The organism is Mycobacterium asiaticum DSM 44297, from assembly GCF_000613245.1.
GTDB lineage: Bacteria > Actinomycetota > Actinomycetes > Mycobacteriales > Mycobacteriaceae > Mycobacterium > Mycobacterium asiaticum.
The window spans coordinates 1,339,924-1,359,908 of sequence record NZ_HG964937.1 but is presented as its reverse complement, the minus strand read 5'-3'; the positions used below and the strand labels follow the sequence as shown (position 1 = coordinate 1,359,908).

General features: G+C 67.5%; 15 protein-coding genes and 1 pseudogene. 11 read left to right on the top strand and 5 right to left on the bottom strand.

Annotated elements, in window-relative coordinates; all coding sequences use genetic code 11:
• Positions 1 to 66 precede the first annotated feature (66 nt).
• Positions 67 to 1,911 (top strand): adenylate/guanylate cyclase domain-containing protein, encoded by a 1,845-nt coding sequence (locus BN972_RS16675; RefSeq protein ID WP_080696879.1) that lies wholly within the window; start codon positions 67 to 69, stop codon positions 1,909 to 1,911.
• Positions 1,912 to 1,977: 66 nt separating this feature from the next.
• A complete protein-coding gene (locus BN972_RS16670) occupies positions 1,978 to 2,298 on the top strand; it encodes a hypothetical protein (RefSeq protein WP_036359936.1) in 321 nt (106 codons plus the stop codon).
• Between the two features lie 4 nt (positions 2,299 to 2,302).
• On the opposite strand, the gene BN972_RS16665 is transcribed toward BN972_RS16670, so the two are convergent.
• Positions 2,303 to 2,764: a PPOX class F420-dependent oxidoreductase gene (locus tag BN972_RS16665; protein ID WP_036359932.1), complete on the bottom strand. Its 462-nt coding sequence runs from the start codon at positions 2,762 to 2,764 to the stop codon at positions 2,303 to 2,305.
• 57 nt (positions 2,765 to 2,821) lie between these two features.
• Between BN972_RS16665 and hrpA the strand changes: the two genes are divergently transcribed.
• Complete coding sequence (hrpA, locus tag BN972_RS16660) at positions 2,822 to 6,739, top strand: ATP-dependent RNA helicase HrpA (RefSeq protein WP_036359929.1); 3,918 nt, start codon at positions 2,822 to 2,824, stop codon at positions 6,737 to 6,739.
• Positions 6,740 to 6,847: 108 nt separating this feature from the next.
• A complete protein-coding gene (locus BN972_RS16655) occupies positions 6,848 to 7,171 on the top strand; it encodes a DUF732 domain-containing protein (protein WP_036359925.1) in 324 nt (107 codons plus the stop codon).
• 24 nt (positions 7,172 to 7,195) lie between these two features.
• On the opposite strand, the gene BN972_RS16650 is transcribed toward BN972_RS16655, so the two are convergent.
• Positions 7,196 to 8,275: a YihY/virulence factor BrkB family protein gene (locus BN972_RS16650; RefSeq protein WP_036359922.1), complete on the bottom strand. Its 1,080-nt coding sequence runs from the start codon at positions 8,273 to 8,275 to the stop codon at positions 7,196 to 7,198.
• A 92-nt stretch (positions 8,276 to 8,367) separates the two neighbouring features.
• On the opposite strand from BN972_RS16650, the gene zwf reads away from it, so the two are divergent.
• A complete protein-coding gene (zwf, locus tag BN972_RS16645; RefSeq protein ID WP_036359919.1) occupies positions 8,368 to 9,867 on the top strand; it encodes a glucose-6-phosphate dehydrogenase in 1,500 nt (499 codons plus the stop codon).
• Between the two features lie 89 nt (positions 9,868 to 9,956).
• Complete coding sequence (locus tag BN972_RS16640) at positions 9,957 to 11,192, top strand: osmoprotectant NAGGN system M42 family peptidase (protein ID WP_036359917.1); 1,236 nt, start codon at positions 9,957 to 9,959, stop codon at positions 11,190 to 11,192.
• Positions 11,193 to 11,200: 8 nt separating this feature from the next.
• Here the strand turns inward: BN972_RS16640 and BN972_RS16635 are convergent, their stop codons facing one another.
• Complete coding sequence (locus BN972_RS16635) at positions 11,201 to 12,049, bottom strand: aldo/keto reductase (protein ID WP_036359914.1); 849 nt, start codon at positions 12,047 to 12,049, stop codon at positions 11,201 to 11,203.
• A gap of 106 nt (positions 12,050 to 12,155) precedes the next feature.
• Between BN972_RS16635 and BN972_RS16630 the strand changes: the two genes are divergently transcribed.
• The gene (locus tag BN972_RS16630; protein WP_036361112.1) at positions 12,156 to 13,031 is read left to right on the top strand and encodes an HpcH/HpaI aldolase/citrate lyase family protein; all 876 of its coding nucleotides are present in this window, start codon (positions 12,156 to 12,158) and stop codon (positions 13,029 to 13,031) included.
• Positions 13,032 to 13,037: 6 nt separating this feature from the next.
• Here the strand turns inward: BN972_RS16630 and BN972_RS30505 are convergent, their stop codons facing one another.
• Together BN972_RS30505 and BN972_RS16620 are read right to left on the bottom strand one after the other, a co-directional pair.
• The gene (locus BN972_RS30505) at positions 13,038 to 13,430 is read right to left on the bottom strand and encodes a Crp/Fnr family transcriptional regulator (RefSeq protein WP_235192480.1); all 393 of its coding nucleotides are present in this window, start codon (positions 13,428 to 13,430) and stop codon (positions 13,038 to 13,040) included.
• A gap of 314 nt (positions 13,431 to 13,744) precedes the next feature.
• On the bottom strand, positions 13,745 to 14,002 hold the full coding sequence (locus tag BN972_RS16620; RefSeq protein ID WP_036361110.1) for a hypothetical protein: 258 nt from the start codon (positions 14,000 to 14,002) through the stop codon (positions 13,745 to 13,747).
• Positions 14,003 to 14,083: 81 nt separating this feature from the next.
• Here BN972_RS16620 and BN972_RS16615 point away from each other — a divergent pair, with 81 nt between their 5' ends.
• The 4 genes and pseudogenes from BN972_RS16615 to BN972_RS28340 form a co-directional block, all read left to right on the top strand.
• The gene (locus BN972_RS16615; protein ID WP_051545660.1) at positions 14,084 to 15,196 is read left to right on the top strand and encodes a spore photoproduct lyase family protein; all 1,113 of its coding nucleotides are present in this window, start codon (positions 14,084 to 14,086) and stop codon (positions 15,194 to 15,196) included.
• Between the two features lie 25 nt (positions 15,197 to 15,221).
• Positions 15,222 to 16,325, top strand: coding sequence for a M28 family peptidase (locus tag BN972_RS16610; RefSeq protein ID WP_036359911.1), 1,104 nt, complete (start codon positions 15,222 to 15,224; stop codon positions 16,323 to 16,325).
• 86 nt (positions 16,326 to 16,411) lie between these two features.
• Positions 16,412 to 19,024: an ATP-binding protein gene (locus tag BN972_RS16605; RefSeq protein ID WP_051545530.1), complete on the top strand. Its 2,613-nt coding sequence runs from the start codon at positions 16,412 to 16,414 to the stop codon at positions 19,022 to 19,024.
• 76 nt (positions 19,025 to 19,100) lie between these two features.
• A pseudogene (locus BN972_RS28340) lies at positions 19,101 to 19,985 on the top strand (PE family protein); the annotation flags it as partial.

The window sequence follows — 19,985 nt, the reverse complement described above, 5'->3', positions numbered from 1 at the left end:
AGCTACATCTATGTATTGTATACAGTCAAGTATTATATACTAAAATGTATCTGTTGCAGTTCTACCATGTCCCTACCCATCCGCCGGGCGCTACAGTCGCAAGCGATGCGCCGCACCTGGACCTGGACATTCGATCTTCCGCCCGAGAAACTCTGGCCGTTGCTGGCCGACACCAACCGGCTCAACGAAGCGCTCGGTCTGCCGCCGTACACCCTCGAGGAGACGCCGCAACCCAACGGCACGGTGCTGCGGACCGGCCGAGGCAAGGCCGCCGGCTTTGCACTGGAGTGGGAGGAAAAACCCTACGAATGGATCTCCGGACGGCATTTCAGCCAGTCGCGAGTGTTCAGCAAGGGCCCCTTCCGCCGCTTCGGCCCGGTGTTTGATCTCGAACCCGACGGCCAGGGCGGCTCCCGGGTCAGCTACGCACTCGAATGGGAACCGCTGAGCCTGACGGGCCGGATGTTCGGTGCGCGCCTGGCGACCCAGGCGGGGGAGAACGTGGCCAAGCGCGTTCTGGAAGCGATTGCCTTCGCTCGCGGCGAGCACGCCGGCGAACGCCTCACCCCGTTCGTCGTCCCGGAGCCCAAACTGCCGTTCGGCGCGCGCGAGCGGGCCACCGCGATGACGCGCGAAATCGACCGCAACCCGTACGGAAACGGACTCGGCGGCCGGCTCGCCGACCTCGTCTTGCGCGGCATGGCCGCCGATCTGGCCCGGCTTCGGCCCAAGAGCCTGGCCAGGGATTTCGGCGTGCCACCGCGCGCCGCGGCCGAAGCCTGTTTCTCCGGCGTCAAGGCCGGTCTGCTCAACATGAAATGGGATGTGCTGTGCCCCAATTGCCGTGGCGCCCAGGCCAGCGTCACCACGCTCGCCGACCTGCCCCGGGGCGCGCACTGTTCGTCGTGCAACATCGACTACGAACGCGACTTCGAGCGCAACGTCGAGCTGACGTTCACTCCGGCTCCGACGGTGCGGCCACTGCCCGTGGGGAACTTCTGCCTGTCCGGCCCGTTGGCCACGCCGCATGTGGCGATTCAGGTGTTGCTCAGCCCGGGGGAGCAGCGCACCGTGGCCGTCGACCTGCCGCCCGGTTCGTACCGCCTTCGGACCCTGCATCCCGGTGACGTCGTCGACGTCGACTACGTGTCGGGATCTTTCCCGGGCTTGTGCATCACCGAGTCGGGGGTGGGGCTGCTGCCCGTCACCGGCGAGCCGGGAACGGTGACCTTCGTCAACGACGCCGGCTTCGAGCTGGCCGCGGTGGTGGAGGACCGCACCTGGACGCGGGACACCCTGGGGGCCCCGGAAGTGATCTCGCTGCAGGCTTTTCGCGACATGTTCGCCGAGGCGACGCTGCGGCCGGGCGACGACGCCGGCGTCAGCCAGGTGACGCTGTTGTTCACCGACCTGCGCGGCTCGACGGCGCTGTACGAACGGGTCGGTGATGCCGCCGCCTACAACCTGGTGCGCGAGCACTTCACCCTGCTGGCAATGATCGTGCGCGAACACGACGGCGCGGTGGTCAAGACGATCGGGGACGCGGTGATGGCGTCGTTCAACGATCCCGCGCAAGCGGTGCGCGCGGCGCTGGCCATGCAGGACCGGATCGCGTCGTCGGCGCATGGCGGCGAGGATCTGGTGCTGAAGGTGGGTGTGCACGCGGGACCGAGCGTGGTTGTCACGCTGAACGACCGCCTGGACTACTTCGGCTCGACGGTGAACATGGCCGCGCGGTTGCAGGGCCAGAGCGAGGGCGAGGACATCGTGCTGTCCGAGGCCGTGGCCGCCGATCCGGCGGTGCAACGGCTGCTGGCCGGTGTGCCGGCGCGGCGGGAAACGGTCGCGCTGAAGGGATTTGCCGAGCCGGTCGGGTTCCTGCGGTTGCTGAGTTTGGGATCTGCGCCGTAAGGGCAAGATATAGCAGTGTGCTAGCGCCGTAGGTTGCACGAACTGTTGCGCGAAACGAGGTGTGCCATGTGGTCAGTCGTATGCCGTCTGATGGCCGTCGCGGCCATGGTCTTGGCGCCGATGGCGGTCATCACCGCCGTGTCGCCGGGGGTGAGTCACGCCGACTGCGCCGACGGCGAATGGTGGGATCCGACCGGAAAGGTGTGCCGGCCCCTGGGGGTGGGACCGCAGCCGCTCAACTGCGCGGCCGGCGAATGGTGGGATCCCACCGCCAATGTGTGTCGGCCGCTCGGGGTGGGACCACAGCCGCTCGCATGCGACAACGGCTTCTGGTGGGATCCCGCCACCAACACCTGCCGACCCCCGCTGATCCCGCCGGCCGGATAACGACTCAGCTTGCCGGCGGCGGAAATCCGCCCGTCGCCACGGGACCCCAGCGGCGCGGTGTCACCCGGATCAGGCACTTGCCCTGATCCGCCATCGCGCGCCGATAGTCCTGCCAGTCCGGGTGCTCCCCGGCGATAACGCGGTAATAGTCGACCAGTGGCTCGATCGCCTCGGGCACGTCGATCACCTCAGCCGCACCGTCGACCTGCACGTACGGACCGTTGAAATCGTCGGACAGCACGACGACGCTGGCCTGCGGTGTGCGGCGAATGTTCACGCTCTTGGCACGCTGCGGGTAGCTAGCGATCACCAGCCTGCCGTGCGCGTCGACGCCGCCGGTCACCGGCGAGCTCTGCGGTGACCCGTCGGCGCGAAAAGTGGTGAGCAGCATGCGGTGCCGCGGCCGGATGAAATCCAGCAACTCGGATCGGCTCACCGCCTCGGCGGTCGCGAATTTCGGTGCCATGCCACCAACGTAGCGGGCCGGGCGCGGGCGTTCGTTTCGCCGCCTATCCTGGCCCGAGTGGCCGAACTGACGCTGGCGGAGTTGCGCAGCCGCCTCGGCGACGTGACCGTCCGCGACGCCACTCGGCTGCGCCGACGCCTGCAGAACCTGCGCGGTCAGAACCCGGCGAAGTTGCAACAGCTCGCCGACCAGATCGCCGCCGCGCAGACGCTGGTCGCCAATCGTCGAGCCGCCGTCCCGACCATCGCCTACCCCGACCTGCCGGTCAGCGAGCGGCGCCAGGAGATTGCTGCGGCGATACGGCAGAACCAAGTGGTCGTCGTCGCGGGCGAAACCGGCTCGGGCAAGACGACTCAGCTCCCCAAGATCTGCCTCGACGTCGGCCGGGGAGTGCGCGGCACTATCGGGCACACCCAGCCGCGGCGGCTGGCGGCGCGCACGGTCGCACAGCGCATCGCCGACGAACTGCGCACACCGCTGGGTGATGTGGTCGGCTACACGGTCCGATTCACCGACCAAGTGAGCGACCGGACCCTGATCAAGCTGATGACCGATGGCATCTTGCTCGCCGAGATCCAGCGCGACCGGCGGCTGCTACGTTACGACACCCTGATCCTCGACGAAGCGCACGAGCGCAGCCTCAACATCGACTTTCTGCTCGGCTACCTGCGCGAGTTGTTGCCGCGCCGCCCGGACCTCAAGGTGATCGTCACGTCGGCGACCATCGAGCCGCAACGATTCGCGGCGCACTTCGGCGGGGCGCCGATCGTGGAAGTGTCCGGCCGGACCTATCCGGTGCAGATCCGCTACCGGCCGTTGGAAGTGCCCGTTGCGCCGGACCCGGACGACGATCCCGACGACCCCGACCGGGAGATCGTCCGCACCGAAACTCGCGACGAGGTCGAGGCGATTGTCGACGCCATTGAGGAACTGCGCTCCGAACCGCCGGGCGACGTCCTGGTGTTCTTGTCCGGTGAACGTGAAATCCGTGACACCGCAGAGGCTTTGGCCGGCGTGCAGCGCGGGCCGATGCCAACCGAGGTGCTGCCGCTCTACGCCCGGCTGCCGACCGCCGAGCAGCAAAAGGTATTTGCTCCCCATACCGGGCGACGCGTCGTGCTGGCCACCAACGTGGCCGAGACATCGCTGACGGTTCCCGGAATCCGCTACGTGGTGGACCCGGGCAATGCTCGCATCTCGCGCTACAGCCGGAGACTCAAAGTGCAACGGCTGCCGATCGAGCCGATCTCCCAGGCATCGGCGGCGCAGCGGGCCGGTCGCTGCGGGCGGGTGGCGCCCGGTGTCTGTATCCGGCTGTATTCCGAGGAAGACTTCACCGCCCGACCGCACTACACCGAGCCGGAGATACTGCGGACGAATTTGGCAGCAGTCCTCCTGCAGATGGCTGCGCTGCAGCTCGGTGACATCGAGAACTTCCCGTTCCTCGACCCACCGGACCGGCGCAGCGTGCGCGACGGTGTTCAACTGCTGCAGGAGCTCGGCGCGTTCGACCAGTCCGGCGCGATAACCGATCTCGGCCGGCGGCTGGCCCGGCTGCCCCTCGACCCACGGCTGGGCCGCATGATCCTGCAGGCGCAGACCGAGGGCTGCGTGCGCGAAATGCTGGTGCTGGCAGCGGCGTTGACTATTCCCGACCCGCGGGAGCGCCCGGCCGACCGCGAAGACGCCGCCCGCCAGAAGCACGCCCGGTTCGCCGACGAACACTCCGACTTCATCGCCTACCTCAACCTGTGGCGCTACTTGCGCGAGCAGCGGAAGGAACTGTCCGGTAACGCTTTTCGACGGATGTGCCGCACCGATTTCCTGCACTACCTGCGCATCCGCGAATGGCAGGATTTGGCCGGGCAGCTGCGCAGCATCTGCCGGGACCTGGGCATCGTCGAGTCCGACGAGCCGGCCGAACCCGCGCAGATTCACGCGGCGCTGCTCGCGGGGTTGCTGTCCCATGTGGGGATGCGCCGCGAGGACGGGCGTGAATATCTGGGTGTGCGCAATGCGCGGTTCGTGCTCGCGCCGGGTTCGGTGCTGTCCAAGCGACCGCCGCGGTGGGTGGTCGTCGCTGACCTGGTCGAGACCAGCCGCCTCTACGGCCGGATCGCGGCCCGCATCCAGCCCGAGATCGTCGAGCGGGTCGCTGGTGACCTGGTGCAGCGCGCGTACAGCGAGCCGCACTGGGACGCCAGGCGTGGGGAAGTGATGGCCTTCGAACGTGTCTCGCTGTATGGCCTGCCGCTGGTGGCGCGCCGCCGCGTGGGGTACGCGCGGGTGGAACCGGCGGTCGCCCGGGAGTTGTTCATCCGGCATGCGCTGGTGGAGGGCGATTGGCACACCCGGCACCATTTCTTCGGCGACAACGCGCGGCTGCGCGCCGAGCTCGAGGAGCTGGAGGAGCGGGCGCGCCGGCGCGACCTGCTCGTCGGCGACGACGAGATCTTCGCGTGGTACGACGCTCGCATCCCGGCCGAGGTTGTCTCCGCCCGGCACTTCGACGGCTGGTGGAAGAAGCAGCGGCACCAGACCCCAGATCTGCTGACGTTCACCCGCGACGACTTGCTGCGCACCGAGGATCACGCTGATAGCGACCGCCCGGATGCCTGGCGCACGAGCGACGCCGCATTGCCGTTGACGTACCGGTTCGACCCCGGCGCCGCCGACGACGGCGTCACGGTGCACGTCCCAATCGACGTGCTGGCCCGCCTCGGCGGTGACGAATTCGCCTGGCAGGTACCGGCGCTAAGGGAGGAACTGGTTACCGCACTCATCCGCTCGCTGCCAAAAGATCTGCGGCGCAACTTCGTTCCGGCGCCCGACACCGCCCGCGCCGTGCTGGCCCGGATCGACCCGGGCAAGGAGCCGCTGCTGGAGGCGCTGCAGCGCGAATTGCGCCGTGGCACCGGCGTTGTGGTGCCCATCGATGCCTTCGACCTCGACAAGCTGCCCGCACATCTGCGCGTGACGTTTGCCGTGGAGTCCGCCGACGGCACCGAGGTGGCTCGCGGCAAGGACCTCCAAGCGCTGCAGGAACGGCTCGCCGCCCCCGCCCGGCAGGCCGTCGCCCGCACCGTCGCAGCTGAGCTGGAACGGACCGAATTACGCACCTGGCCGGAGGAGCTCACGGAGCTGCCGCAAGTCGTCGAGCGCGCGGTCGACGGGCGTGCGGTGCGTGGCTACCCGGCCTTTGTGGACAACGGGAGCGCCGTCGATCTGCGGGTGTTTGCGACCCCGGCCGAGCAGCAGAGTGCGATGGGACCGGGCTTGCGGCGGCTGTTGCGGTTGAGCGTGCCTTCGCCCGTCAAAAGCGTTGAGCGGCAACTTGATCCGCGTACCCGTCTGACGCTGGGCAGCAATCCGGACGGATCCCTGGCCGCGTTGCTGAACGACTGCGCCGACGCCGCCATCGACGCGCTGGTGTCCAAACCGGTGTGGACGGCCGCGGAGTTCGCGGCGTTGCGCGATCACGTTGGGCAGGCCCTGGCGTCCATGACGATGGACCTGGTGGGCCGCACCGAACGGGTGCTGGCCGTCACGCGGGAGGTAGAGCTACTGCTGCCCGCCCAGCCCGCGCCGGCACAGGCGGAAGCGATCGCCGATATCCGGGCCCAGCTCGACGGGTTGTTGCCGCCGGGGTTCGTCACCGGCACCGGGCGCGGACACCTCGACGATCTCACCCGCTACCTGACCGCAATCCACCGGCGCCTCGAGCGGCTGCCCCATGCCGCCGCGGCCGACCGGGAACGGATGCAACGAGTGCACGCCTTGCAACGGGCGTATGACGACCTCGTGCACACCCTGCCGTCGGCTCGGGCCGCGGCCGCGGCCGCCGACGTGCGTGACATCGGCCGTCAGATCGAGGAACTACGGGTGAGCCTGTGGGCCCAACAACTCGGCACCCCACGCCCAGTCAGCGAGCAGCGCATCTACCGGGCGATCGAGGCCGCACGCGACCGCTCTTGAACATGATTTGAACTTGATGTGCTCTTCGTGTTGCGTAATGCAGCCCTCCGTACTGTACTGACATGGTGTCAATAGCGGCACGTACGCCGACATGGAGGAGGACTCCAGATGTCTTCACACCGCTGGATGACGAAAGTGGCTGTCCCCGTAATGGTCGGCGCTGCCTTGGCGACGGGCACCGGAATCGCACTCGCCGACAGCACCGACGATTCATTCCTTTCCAAGATGCATTCGCTTGGCTTCAGTTGGCCTGCAGGCGATGACTCCGACATCGTGTCGATGGGGCACCAGATCTGCGCCGACCGCACGGCCGGAAAGACACCCGATCAGATCGCCCAGGACATTCACACCACGTTGGGCGGCAAAGGCATCACTTTCGCCGACGTCACCTCGATGGTCAGCGCAGCCGAATCCACATACTGCCCAGGCTAATCCAAAGCCTGCGTGGGGTAGGTCCTAGTCTCGCCGGCCGCCCGTCCGGCGCAGCCACCGACCGCGCTTGATGTCCTTCTCCTCGGTCGCCTCGTTCTTCTCGGCGGCGCGAGTGTCCTTGGGCGGCAATTGAAGTTCACGTTCGGCCGCGATCCCGGCCTGTAATTGCCGGCCCCGTTCCAGTTCGGCGTCAAGTTCGGCGCCGAACAACAAGGCGAGATTGGTCAGATAGAGCCATAGCAGGAACACGATGACGCCGCCGACCGCGCCGTAGGTCTTGTTGTAACTGCTGAAATTGCTGACGTAGAAACCGAATCCGAACGATGCGAGCGCCCACAGCAGAATCGCAATGGCCGCACCGATGCTCAGCCAGCGGAACTTCGGCTGCTGCACATTGGGCGTGATGTAGTAGAGGATCGCTACCGCCAACGAGACGAACACCAGAATGGCCGGCCACTTGGCGATGGTCCACAGCGTCTGTGCGGCCTCGCCCAGTCCGATCGCCGCGCCGACCGCGTCGGTGACCGGCCCGCTGACCACCAGCATCAGCGCCACCGCGGCCACCAGCACCAGGCCGGCCAGGGTGAGCGCCAACTGCAGCGGGCGCAGCTTCCAAATCGGTCGCCCTTCGGCGACCTCGTAAATCCGGTTCATCGCCCGCCCGAATGCGCCGACATAACCGGAGGCCGACCACAGCGCGGCGAGGATGCTGAAGACGAGCGCAAACCCCGCCGACTGGTTCTCGACCACCTGCTCGATCGGCTGACGCAGCAGGTCGACCGCTGAGGCCGGCACCAGGTCGCCGGCCGCGTTGAGCAACGCGTCGGTGGTGCGCCGTCCCTCGCCGAAGACGCCCAGCAGCGACACCATCACCAGCAGCGCCGGAAACACCGACAACACCGCGTAGTACGTCAACGCCGCGGCCAGATCGGTGCACTGGTCGGTGACGAACTCTCGTGCCGTCTTGCGCAGCACGAAACGCCAGGATGCCCTGGTCAGGTCGTGCGGAGATGCCGGCTTGCTCGGGTCGTCGGGATCGGGCGCCCGCTCCTTGTTCTCGGTGCGGGCCTCGGTGCCGGCGTCGTCAGTTCCGCTGGGGGCCATACCCGTCCGTTCCCGCCAACTGGGGCGTTCACACCGATGCGATACGGGCAACTCTGATGCACACGAGGCGGGCCGATGGAAGTATCGCCAGGGTGCCCTCCAAAAAACCGCAGACGATCGCCTATCCCGCTCCCGACCATCGCCCGCAGCGCCACGACGCCGAGCCGCTCGACCCGCACGTCATCGTGCTGTTCGGCGCAACCGGAGATCTCGCCAAACGCAAGCTGCTGCCCGGTCTGGCCTACCTGGACCAGTCCGAGCTGGCACCGAACATCGAGATCGTCGCGACGTCGCTCGAAGACCTCAGCGACGACGAATTCCGGGAGCTGGCAAAGAAGGCGATTGACTCGTTCGGCACGCACAAGCTGACCGACGAACAGTGGGCCAACTTCGCCAAGATAATCACCTACGTCCCGCAGGGGGCCGGCCCCGAAGCCCTGGCCGCAGCGGTCGGTCGGGCCGAGGAGAATTTGGGTACGAATGTGCGGCGACTGCATTATCTGTCCGTCCCACCCAAGGCGGCGCGCGCCGTCATCACCATGCTGCGCGACGCCGACCTCGTCGACCGGTCCCGGGTGGTGATGGAGAAACCGTTCGGCACGGATCTGGAGAGCGCGGTCTCCCTCAACGACTTTCTGCACGAAACCTTCGACGAAGCCCAGATTTTCCGCATCGACCATTTCCTTGGAAAGGAAGCGGCGCAAAACATTCTGGCGTTCCGTTTTGCCAATGGGCTCTTCGAGCCGATCTGGAACCGCAACTTCATCGACCACATCCAGATTGACATTCCCGAGGCTCTCGGGCTCGACGAGCGCGCGAACTTCTACGAGGAGACCGGCGCCTATAAAGACATGGTCGTGACGCACCTGTTCCAGGTGATGGCGTTCGTGGTGATGGAACCACCGACGGCGCTCGAGCCGCGCGCCATCAGCGAGGAGAAGAACAAGGTCTTCCGGTCCATGCTGCCGGTGGAGACGTCGCACGTGGTGCGCGGCCAATACGCCGGTTACCGCCAGGAGAAGGGCGTGGCGAAGGACTCCGACACCGAGACCTTCATCGCGCTGAAGGTCGGGATCGACAACTGGCGCTGGGCCGGGGTACCGATCTACCTACGGACCGGCAAAAAGATGGCCGAGGGCATCCGCATCATTTCGATCGCCTTCAAAGAGGCGCCGCGAACGATGTTCCCGCCCGGTTCGGGGGTGGGCACCCAAGGTCCGGATCACTTGACGTTTGATCTGGCCGACAATTCGAAGGTGTCGCTGTCCTTCTACGGCAAGCGGCCCGGCCCCGGTATGAAGCTGGACAAGCTGTCCATGCAGTTCTCGACGCAGGAGACCGACTCGGCGGAAGACGTGCTCGAGGCGTACGAACGGCTGATCCTGGACGCGATGCGCGGTGATCACACACTGTTCAACACCGCTGAAGGCATCGAATCGCTGTGGGAGCGATCCGAACAGCTACTCAACGACCCGCCGCCGGTCAAGCTGTACCAGGCGGGAACCTGGGGCCCGAACGCCATCCACCAACTGATCGCCCCTAACGCGTGGCGGTTGCCGTTCGAGCGGGAATGGCGCGAACGCAAGGGGTGAGCCGCACAGCCGGCCCCGGCGGCCACCCGGAAGATCGGAGCCGATAACCCGATAGGTTGAACACCGTTCCCGGAAGAAAAGGAGGCACGGTGCCTGAAACCGCGGCCATGGCCGAGGCCGATCGCGCGTGGATGATCGACACGCTGCTCGCGCTGCTGCAGACGCCCAGTCCTTCCGGGCGTACCGACGCGGTGATGCAGCTGATCGGCGACACGTTCGACGACTTCGGCGTGCCGTTCTCGCTGACCCGCCGCGGAGCCTTGACCGCCGAACTCGCGGGGGAGTCAAAGACCACCGACCGGGCACTGGTCGTCCACGCCGACACGATCGGTTGCATGGTGCGCCGGCTGAAGGACAACGGCCGCCTCGAACTCGTCCCGGTGGGCACATTCTCCGCGCGGTTTGCCGCAGGCGCCCGAGTCCGGATCTTCATCGACGATCCCGACGAGTTCATCACCGGCACCGTGATGCCGCTCAAGGCCAGCGGGCACGCCTTCGGCGACGAGATCGACACGCAGCCCACCGATTGGGAACACGTCGAGGTCCGCGTCGACCGCAAGGTGTCGTCGCGGGAGGATCTGGTCCGGCTGGGCCTGCACGTGGGCGATTTTGTTGCACTGATCGCCAGCCCTGAACTCGCCGCCGACGGCTTCATCGTGTCCCGTCATCTCGATGGCAAGGCGGGCGTGGCGGTCGCGCTGACCCTGGCCAAGAACTTCTCCGAGAACAAGGTGGTGCTGCCGCACCGCACCACGATCATGGTGACCATCACCGAAGAGGTCGGCCACGGCGCCAGTGACGGCCTCCCCGCCGGGGTCGCCGAGCTGATTTCGGTGGACAACGCCGTGTGTGCGCCCGGCCAGCACTCCCTCGAGGATGGCGTCACGATTCCGATGGCCGACCTGCACGGCCCTTTCGACTACCACCTCACCAGGAAGCTATGCCGCCTCGCCGAGGAGCACGGGATTCCGTACGCGCGCGATGTGTTCCGCTACTACCGTTCCGACGCCGCGGCGGCCATCGAGGCCGGTGCGGGCACCCGGGCCGCACTGGTCGGCTTCGGCCTGGACGGTAGCCACGGTTGGGAGCGAACCCACATGAGTTCGCTGGAGGCGACGTACAACCTGCTGCACTGCTGGCTGCAGACGCCGCTGACGTTTGCCAAATGGGACGCCAAGCCCTCGGGCAAGCTGCGCGACTTCCCGTCGTCCAAGCAGCCCGCCCCGACCGAACAGTGGGTGCCGCTGGCCCGCGGCGATCATGCCGAACCCGGCGACGCGTCACCCGGCGCCCCGTGGCCACCGTCGGAGGGCCCGCACCACTGATCCCGGAGTCAGTCCGGGATGTAGTCGAAGGTGTCGGGGTGGGCGCCGGTGCGGCCGTTCTCGCCCCGATCCAGTCCGGTGATGGAAGCCACGTCGTCGTCGGCCAGCTCGAAGTCGAAGATCTCGAAGTTGGACTTCACCCGCTCGGGTGACACCGATTTCGGGAAGATGATGTCGCCGCGCTGAATGTGCCAGCGGAGCACCACCTGCGCCGGAGTCTTGCCCAGCTTTCCCGCGATCCGGCTGATGACCTCATCGTCCAGCACTTTCCCCTGAGCTATGGGTGACCACGCCTCGGTCGCGATCCCGTGTTCCCTGTTGTAGGTCCTGACCCGCTCGTTGGTGAGGTAGGGGTGGACCTCGATCTGGTTCACCGCCGGGACGGTCTGCGAGCCTTCGGCGAGCCGGTCGAGATGGTCGGGTTGGAAGTTGGAGACGCCGATGCTGCGGGCGCGTCCGTCGCGGGCGAATTCTTCGAGCGTTTTCCACGTCGAGACAAAATCCCCGTCGTACAGCGTCGGGAGTGGCCAGTGGATCAGGAAGAGGTCGACGTAGTCCGAACCTAGCTTGGACAGGGTCTCGTCGAACGCCCGGCGCGCGTCGTCGGGCCGGTGGAAGCCGTTGTTGAGTTTGCTGGTGATGTAGACGTCGCCGCGGTCGACGCCGGCATCCCGGATGCCTTGCCCCACCTCTTTTTCGTTGCCATACATTTGCGCGGTGTCGATGTGGCGATAACCCACCTCGAGCGCGGCGCGCACCGCCGCGGCGGTCTGATCGGGTTCAATCTGGAAAACACCGAAGCCCAGCTGCGGGATCGCGTTTCCGTCGTTGAGAGTGATTGTCGGAACATTGCTCATAGAGCTGGGGTGCCCACTTCCGGGGGTAACCCAACACCCGCGAGTCGCGCCCAAGAACGAGACATTCGCTACCCGATAGGCAACCGGACAGGAAGTGATCAACCGCATGGCACCGACAGTGCGTCCCCGCCGATCCGCGCTCTATTTGCCGGGCAACAAGCCCCGCGCCCTCGAGAAGGCCAAGACGCTGCCGGCGGACGTGTTGATCTTCGACCTCGAAGACGCCGTGGGCCCGGACGCGAAAGCGGAGTCGCGCGCTCAGGTGCGCGACGCCGTTTCATCGGGAAGCTACGGGCCCAGGGAGGTCGTAGTACGCATCAACGGGCTGGGGACCGAGTGGCACGACGATGATCTCGTCGCCGCGTCCGACTCGGGCGCCCACGGAGTGCTGGTGCCGAAGGTCGAGACCGGCGAACAGGTCACGGCACTGACCGGCGCGCTCGACCGGCTCGGCGCGCCGGACACTATGCAGCTGTGGGCGATGATCGAGACACCCCGCGCCTTCCTGCGGGTGGAGGAGATCGTGTCGGCCAGCGAGCGATTGGCGGTACTGGTGATCGGTACCAATGACCTGGTCAACGAACTGCACGCGATCCACCTGCCCGGCCGCGCACCCGTCGTGCCCGCCCTGGCCCTGGCGGTCCTGGGAGCGCGAGCGGCCGGGAAGGTCATCCTGGACGGCGTCTACAACGACATCGCCGACGAGGCGGGTTTCCGGGCCGAAGCCCGTCAGGGCCGCGAGATGGGTTTCGACGGCAAGACCCTCATCCATCCGTCCCAGATCGGCCCGGCCAACGACGTGTTCGGGCCGTCGCAGGAGGAGGTAGCGCACGCCCGCAAGGTGGTGTCGGCCTACGACGAAGCCCGTGCGCTCGGCAACAGCGTGATCACGATCGACGGACGCATGGTCGAAAACCTGCACGTGCGCGAAGCGCAGCGCATCCTGGCGCTCGCCGATCTCATCGCCGAGCGGGACTCCTAGCGGTATTCAGCGCGCGGACTGCGCGGTGCTGTGCTGCTCAATCCACCCGGCCAGCGCCTCCTCGAGCGCCGTCGCCGCATCGATGCCGGCGTCGTCGGCGGCTCGCTCGAACTGCTCGACGATCTCGGTCGGGATGGACGCATTCACCCGGGAACGGGTCGCCTTGGGCTTCGGCGGCGGGGCTTCCGACACGTGGCGGGCCGCGGTAGCTTCCATGGTCTCGCGCAACGCGGGTATCTCGTCCAGCAGCCGGGCCAGGTCGTCGCGCTCGATTCGCAACATCTCGGCCGGCCCGATGGTCGTCACGGTCGCGGAACGCAGTTTCCCTCGCCGCAGCGCGGATTCGCCGATCACCTCGCCCGGCCCGACCACGGCAACACGGTCGTCGCCGATGTACACCCCGGCCTGCCCCGCTGAGCAGGATGTAGCAGGCGTCCGAGGGGGTCTGCTCCCGAATCAACGGCCAGGGCACCGACTGCGAACTGTGATGGGCGGCGCGCACGAGGCGCTCGAGGTCGCTGTCCGAAAACTTCTCGAAGGCGGTGAACCCGCGCAGCCGTTGGGCGTCTTGGCGGGCCTTCTGTCGATCAAAGTCCTCGTCGTCGTGTTTCATGGTGGGCTCCCGATCCGCGATGTGACCCTGACGTCGCAGAGCCTAACGCGAATTCCGGCATTTTCCTCGAACTGATTTTGCGGCGCCCGCCCAGGACGGTTCAGTGGCGCCGGCTGTTCGCTGTCGGGCTTTGCGCGGATTCCCACTTCGACGCCAACGACCGTTTCACCGTGGTGCCCGCCGCCAGTTCGATCTGGAAGGTCTCGCCCTCGTCGCCCTCGAGCGTGACGACGAACCCGCCGTTGGCGGTGTCCTTGAATACCACCTTGTAGGACCCTTCGCCCTTGCCGCGGTCCAGCGCGATGACATCGCCAGGAGAGACGTCATCGATACGATCGGTTCCGGAGACTTCAGACATGCTCTCGAAGGTAGCCGATCGGCGCGCGACCATCGGCCCGCGGCGGGAACCCCGCCGGACGCGCGTCCGTTGGACGGGGCGATGACTGCGACGCTTCCAGAGCACGAAATTCGCGGCCTGCGGCCGGTTGAGCTGGCCGATCGCCTGCTCGACATCAAACGCATCTACCACGAACCTGGTATTCAGCGTTTCGACCGGGGGCGCGCGGTTCTCGACCGATTCTCGGACGCCGAGCGCATCGAGGTCGCTTCACATCAGGCGATACCCGGCCTGTACGGCAACGAGGGCAACGTCGGGGACTGGGTGCGCATCAAGCGGGAGACGCTGGTCCTGGGGGAGAAGAAGAGTCTGTCGGCCCGCCGCAACGAGCGATCGAGCGACTGGATCGCGCCGTCGACGGCCAACGGCTGCGCGATGGCCTGCTCGTATTGCTACGTCCCGCGCCGCAAGGGATACGCCAACCCCATCACGGTGTTCGCCAACATCGACAAGATCGCCGGGTACCTCGAGCGGCACGCCGCCCGCCAGGGTGTGAAGCCGGGGCCCAACCAGTGCGACCCGGTCGACTGGGTGTACGACATCGGTGAGAACAGCGACTGTTCGGTGGACGCGATGGTGTCGGACAATGTCCGCGATCTCGTCGACCTCTTCGCGAGAATTCCCAACGCCAAAGCCAGCTTCGCGACCAAATTCGTCAACCGGGACCTGCTCGGCTACGACCCCCGCGGCGGCACTCGGGTGCGATTCAGCCTGATGCCCCAGGAGACCTCCCGCCTGGTCGATATCCGCACGTCGAAGGCGGCCGACCGCATCGCCGCGTTGGACGACTTCGTCGAGGCGGGCTTCGAGGTGCACCTGAACTTCAGCCCGGTCATCGTCTACGAGGGCTGGCAAAACGACTGGGCCAAGCTGCTCGAGCAGGTCGCCGACGGCACCAACGAGCGCACCAAGCGGCAGCTGGCCGCCGAGATCATCTTCCTCACCCACAACGAGGGTTTGCACGAGGTCAACCTGGGTTGGCATCCCAAGGCGGAAGAATTGCTGTGGCGTCCCGACCTGCAACAGCTCAAGCGCAGCGAGAGTGGTCAGTGGAACGTGCGGTACAAGAGCCCCTGGAAGGGCCGGTGGGTACAGGAGCTCACCGATCTGCTTGCGGTCAAGCTGCCGACCTGCCGGGTGCGCTACGCATTCTGAGCGGCTCGGTCGCGGAAAGGGAGCAATGACACCGGACTCGACCGACGCCCTGCTGCAGGAGTTGCTGTGGACCTATGGTCCCTGCGGCCAGGAAGACGAGGTGCGTGCGGTCTGTGCCCGTGAGCTGCGTCCGTTCGTCGACGACATGTGGACGGACGACGCTGGGAACCTGATCGGCTACATCCGGAGCAAAGACGCCGGCGAGAGCGGTGAGGCCCGGCATAGGTGGAATCCGGCTGGCGGACCGGGCACGGGAACGCGAGTCATGGCGCACCTGGACGAGTTGTCCATGCTGGTCAAGCGGGTCGAATCCGACGGCACGCTGCACCTGACCCAGCTGGGCGTGATGTATCCCGGCAACTTCGGGCTGGGCCCCGTCGCTGTGCTCGGCGACCACGACGCCCTCACAGCGGTGCTCACCCTCGGCTCGGAGCACACCACCAAAGAGAGCAAGCGGATCTGGGAGACCAAACCCGATCAGGGTGACCGGGCGCTGGACTGGGAGCACGTGTACGTATTCACCGGCCGGACCACGGACGAACTGGCCGCCGCGGGCATCCATCCCGGTACCCGGGTCTGCGTCCATCGCAGCAAGCGCACGCTGGTCGACATCGGCGACTACATCGGCTCCTACTTCCTCGACGACCGCGCCGCGGTGGCCGCACTGCTCAAGGTGGCGCGACTGCTGCACGAGGGCGGCCAGCGACCCAACGAGGATCTGTTTCTCGTCTTCACCACGAACGAGGAAGTGGGCGGCATCGGCGGTTCCTACGCCAGCGCCACACTGCCGGGCAGCCTGACGCTTGCTCTGGAGGTCGGTCCGACGGAGCAGGAATACGCCACCAGTGTCGCCGGCGGCCCGATCATCGGCTACAGCGACGCGCAATGTGTCTACGACAAGGGCGTCGCCGACCGCCTGATGAAGATTGCCGGAGACCGCGGGCTCGCGCCACAGGCGGCGGTGCTGGGGGCGTTCGAATCCGACGCTTCGCACGCCAAGAGCGCCGGCCTCACCCCGCGCGCGGGCCTGCTGTGCCTACCGACACTGAGCACCCACGGTTTCGAGGTCATCGCCCGTAACGCCATCGACGACATGGCCGCTGTCGTCACGGATTTCGTCCTCCAATAGCGACACAGCATTCCGGCACCGAACTCACAGATTCTGCACATCGATTAGCGGCCGCGGCCCGGCCTCGCGGTCCGTAAGGTGCGCCCATGGAGCGTCTGCTGGAGCGGGACGCGGTGCTGAGCCAGCTCAGGGCACTGACGCGCGCGACGCGACGGGGAGCGGGCCGCTTGGTGCTGGTGCGCGGCGAGGCCGGGGTCGGCAAGACCGCGGTGATCACCCGTTTCACTGCCGGTCTGGATGCCGACCTGACCGTGCTGCGGGGGTGGTGTGACCCGCTGGCCGCCCCGCGGCCGTTGGGCCCGCTGCTGGACGCACTGACGGGAATCGGTCCCCGAGCCGCCCGGGCGCTGGACGCGGCGATCGAATCCAGTGACACCGCGGCGCTGTACCGGCGACTGCTGACGGTCTTGCGGGACGGACACCACTGGGTCTGGGTGATCGAGGACTGCCACTGGGCCGACGGCGCCACGCTCGACCTGGTGCGTTTTCTTGCCCGCCGCATCGATTCGTTGCCGCTGCTGCTGGTCCTGTCGTATCGCGATGATCAGCTTGACCGGCAGCACCCGCTGTCAATTGCCCTGGGCGACATAGCGACCTGCGCCGCAATCAGCCGTATCGGCCTGAAGCCGCTGAGCCGGGAAGCGGTCGCGATACTGGCCGCCGGCAGCGGCGTCAACGCGGATCAACTGCACCAACTCACCGGCGGCAATCCGTTCTATGCCACCGAAGTGCTCGCGGCCGGACCGCAGGCTTTGTACCAGAATGCGTTGCCGCGCAACATCACCGAGGCGGTCTGGGGTAGGTTGGGTCGGCTATCGCCGAACGCCCGCGACACCGTGTACGCGGTGGCGGTCTGCGGCCCGCGCGTACACCCCGGCCTGCTGGACGAAGTCTGCCCGGCCGCCGGCACCGGCCTGGCCGAATGCCTGGACGCCGGAGTGCTGCTCAGCCAGTGGGAAGCGATCGGGTTTCGCCACGAACTCGCCCGGCGCGCAACCCTGGACCAGATCCCCGACCATCAGCGCAGGACTCTGCACGCCCGCGCGCTGAATGCCCTGGCGCAACCACCGATCGACCCGAACACGTTGGCGGCGTTGACCTTTCACGCCGCCCAGGTGGGTGATGCGAGCGCCGTGATCCGGTACGGAGTGGCCGGAGCGGAACGCGCCGCGGACTTGGGAGCCCATCAGCAGGCCGCGGATCTGTACGCGCTGGCACTGCGGCATGCCGACACCGTTGCCCCTGGGCAGCGGGCGGGCTGGCTCGAGCAGCACGCGGAGGCCTGTTATCTGTCCGGGCGCGGTGAGGATGCGGTGACATCGTGGCGCGCCGCGATCCAGCTGCGTGGTGAGCTCGGCGATTCGCTGCGTGAAGGTGACGACCTGCGCTGGCTCTCCCACGGGTTGTGGGGCTTGGGCCGCGTCCGCGAATCCGATTCTGCCGGGAGGGCTTCGCTGCGACTGCTGGAAGGTGGCGATGCGTGCCCCGAGCTGGCCTGGTCACTGGTGAACATGGCCGAGCAGGGTCTGTGGAACTTCGACCCGGCGTGCGCCGGGTACGCCAGGCGGGCGATCGCCGTCGGCAACCAGCTCGGCGACGACGCGGTGGTGCTGCGCGCGCGTGGGTATATGGCGCTGACCGAGGTGGTGCGCACCGACACGGGCTGGGAAGAGCTGGAAACGGTCTGGCTGGATGCAATGGCCAAGGACACCCGCGGCGAGACGGCCGCCTTTCTCGGGGCGGTCACCGGCTACATCGCGGCGATGAACTACAACCCCGATCGAGCCGACCGCTTCACCGCCGAGACCGTCGCATACTGCCGTGACCACGGCATCTACTTGTTCGAGGGCATCGCCGGCGGCGCGGACGCCCTGGTCGGGCTGCACCGGGGGCAATGGGCTCGCGTCAAAGCCCGCGCGGAGGACCTGCTCAGCCGCCCCGGGCTAACGCTGGTGAACCTGCTCGCACCTCGGATTGTCCTGGCGCTGATCAACGCCCGCTGTGGCGACCAGCCGGTCGACTCCCTGCTCGACGACATCGAAGCAAGTTCGGAGCTCGACCAGCAGCGGTTTTTCCCAGTCTGGGCCGCCCGGGCCGAAGTCGCCTGGCTGGCCGGCGATGACGACACCGCCCGCACCGTCGCGCGCAACGCGTTGGTCAAGATGGGTGACGATCGCAATCCGTGGCTGATCTGGCAACTGCGGCGGTGGGCGAAGCTGCCGGGCGCCGCGGCGGTGCCCGTCGGGCACGACGAGCCGACGACGCCGTTTCAGCTGGAGGTCAGCGGTGATTGGCACGCCGCCGCTCGGGCATGGCGAGACCGCGGCTGCTCCTACGATGCCGCGATCGCGGAGCTCGGCGGGGATGTCGCCGCGGTCGAGTCGGCGCTGGCCACGTTTCGGCACCTCGGTGCGCGGGCGGCGGCCCGGCGGGCCCAGCAGCGGTTGGCGGAATTGCGCGGCCCCACTCGGCGCGGTCGACGCGCCGACACCCTCTCCGATCCCCACGGTTTGACGCGCCGCGAACGTGAGGTGCTGGCGTTGCTGGCGGCCGGTGACAGCGACGCCGAGATCGCGGCGAAACTGAGTATCAGCCCGAAGACCGCCGGACACCACGTCGCGGCGATCCTGGCCAAGCTCGGCGTGGACAACCGCACCCAAGCCGCCGCCCAGCTGCGGACGCGGCTGCCGCAAACATAGGGAATTCTCCCGATCAATCGGGCGGTACAACCGGCGCACACTGACCCCGTCAAAGCCCGACTAACTGGGGGTCGTCATGTCGTTTGTGATTGCTGCGCCGGAGTACGTCACCGCGGCGGCGTCAGATCTCGCGGGCCTCGGCTCGACGATCAGGGCGGCCAATGCGGCCGCCTTCGGACCGACGTCGAACGTGCTGGCGGCCGCGGCCGACGAGGTTTCGGAGGGCATAGCCGGTCTGTTTGGTGCGCACGGGCAGGCCTACCAAGCGCTCAGTGCCCAATTGGAATCCTTCCACCAGGAATTCGTGGGGCTGCTCAGCGGCGGCGCCGCCCAGTACGCCGGGGCCGAAGCCGCCGGCGCCAACCCGCTGCAAGCCCTCGAGCAGCAATTCCTCGACGTCGTCAACGGCCCCCAGCCTGCTGCTGACGGGACGCCCACTAGTTGGCAACGGCGTCAACGGCGCACCGGGCACCGGGGCAAACGGCGGCGACGCCGGATGGCTGTTCGGCAACGGCGGAGCGGGCGGGTCCGGCGGCGGCGCGCAGGCCGGGGGAAACGGGGGAGCCGGCGGACTCTTCGGCGGTGTGGGCGGAGCCGGCGGCACCGGCGGAACCGCCGGTTCGGCAGGGGGCAACGGCGGCGCCGGCGGCCTGTTCGGCGGCGCAGGCGGAGCCGGGGGAACCGGCGGCCAAAGCGGCACGACCGGCGGAGTCGGCGGCACCGGCGGTGCCGGTGGTCTGTTCGCCGTGGGCGGCACCGGCGGCACCGGCGGATTCGGCAGCATCAACGGCGGCACCGGTGGCCAGGGTGGAATCGGCGGAGCGTTTGCCAGCGGCGGAGCCGGCGGCAACGGCGGCTACGGAAGCTTCACCGCCGGCGGGACGGGGGGTAGCGGGGGTGCGGGTGGGTTGTTCGGTAGCGGCGGCGCCGGCGGCGCTGGCGGTGCCGGGCTCGGAGCGAC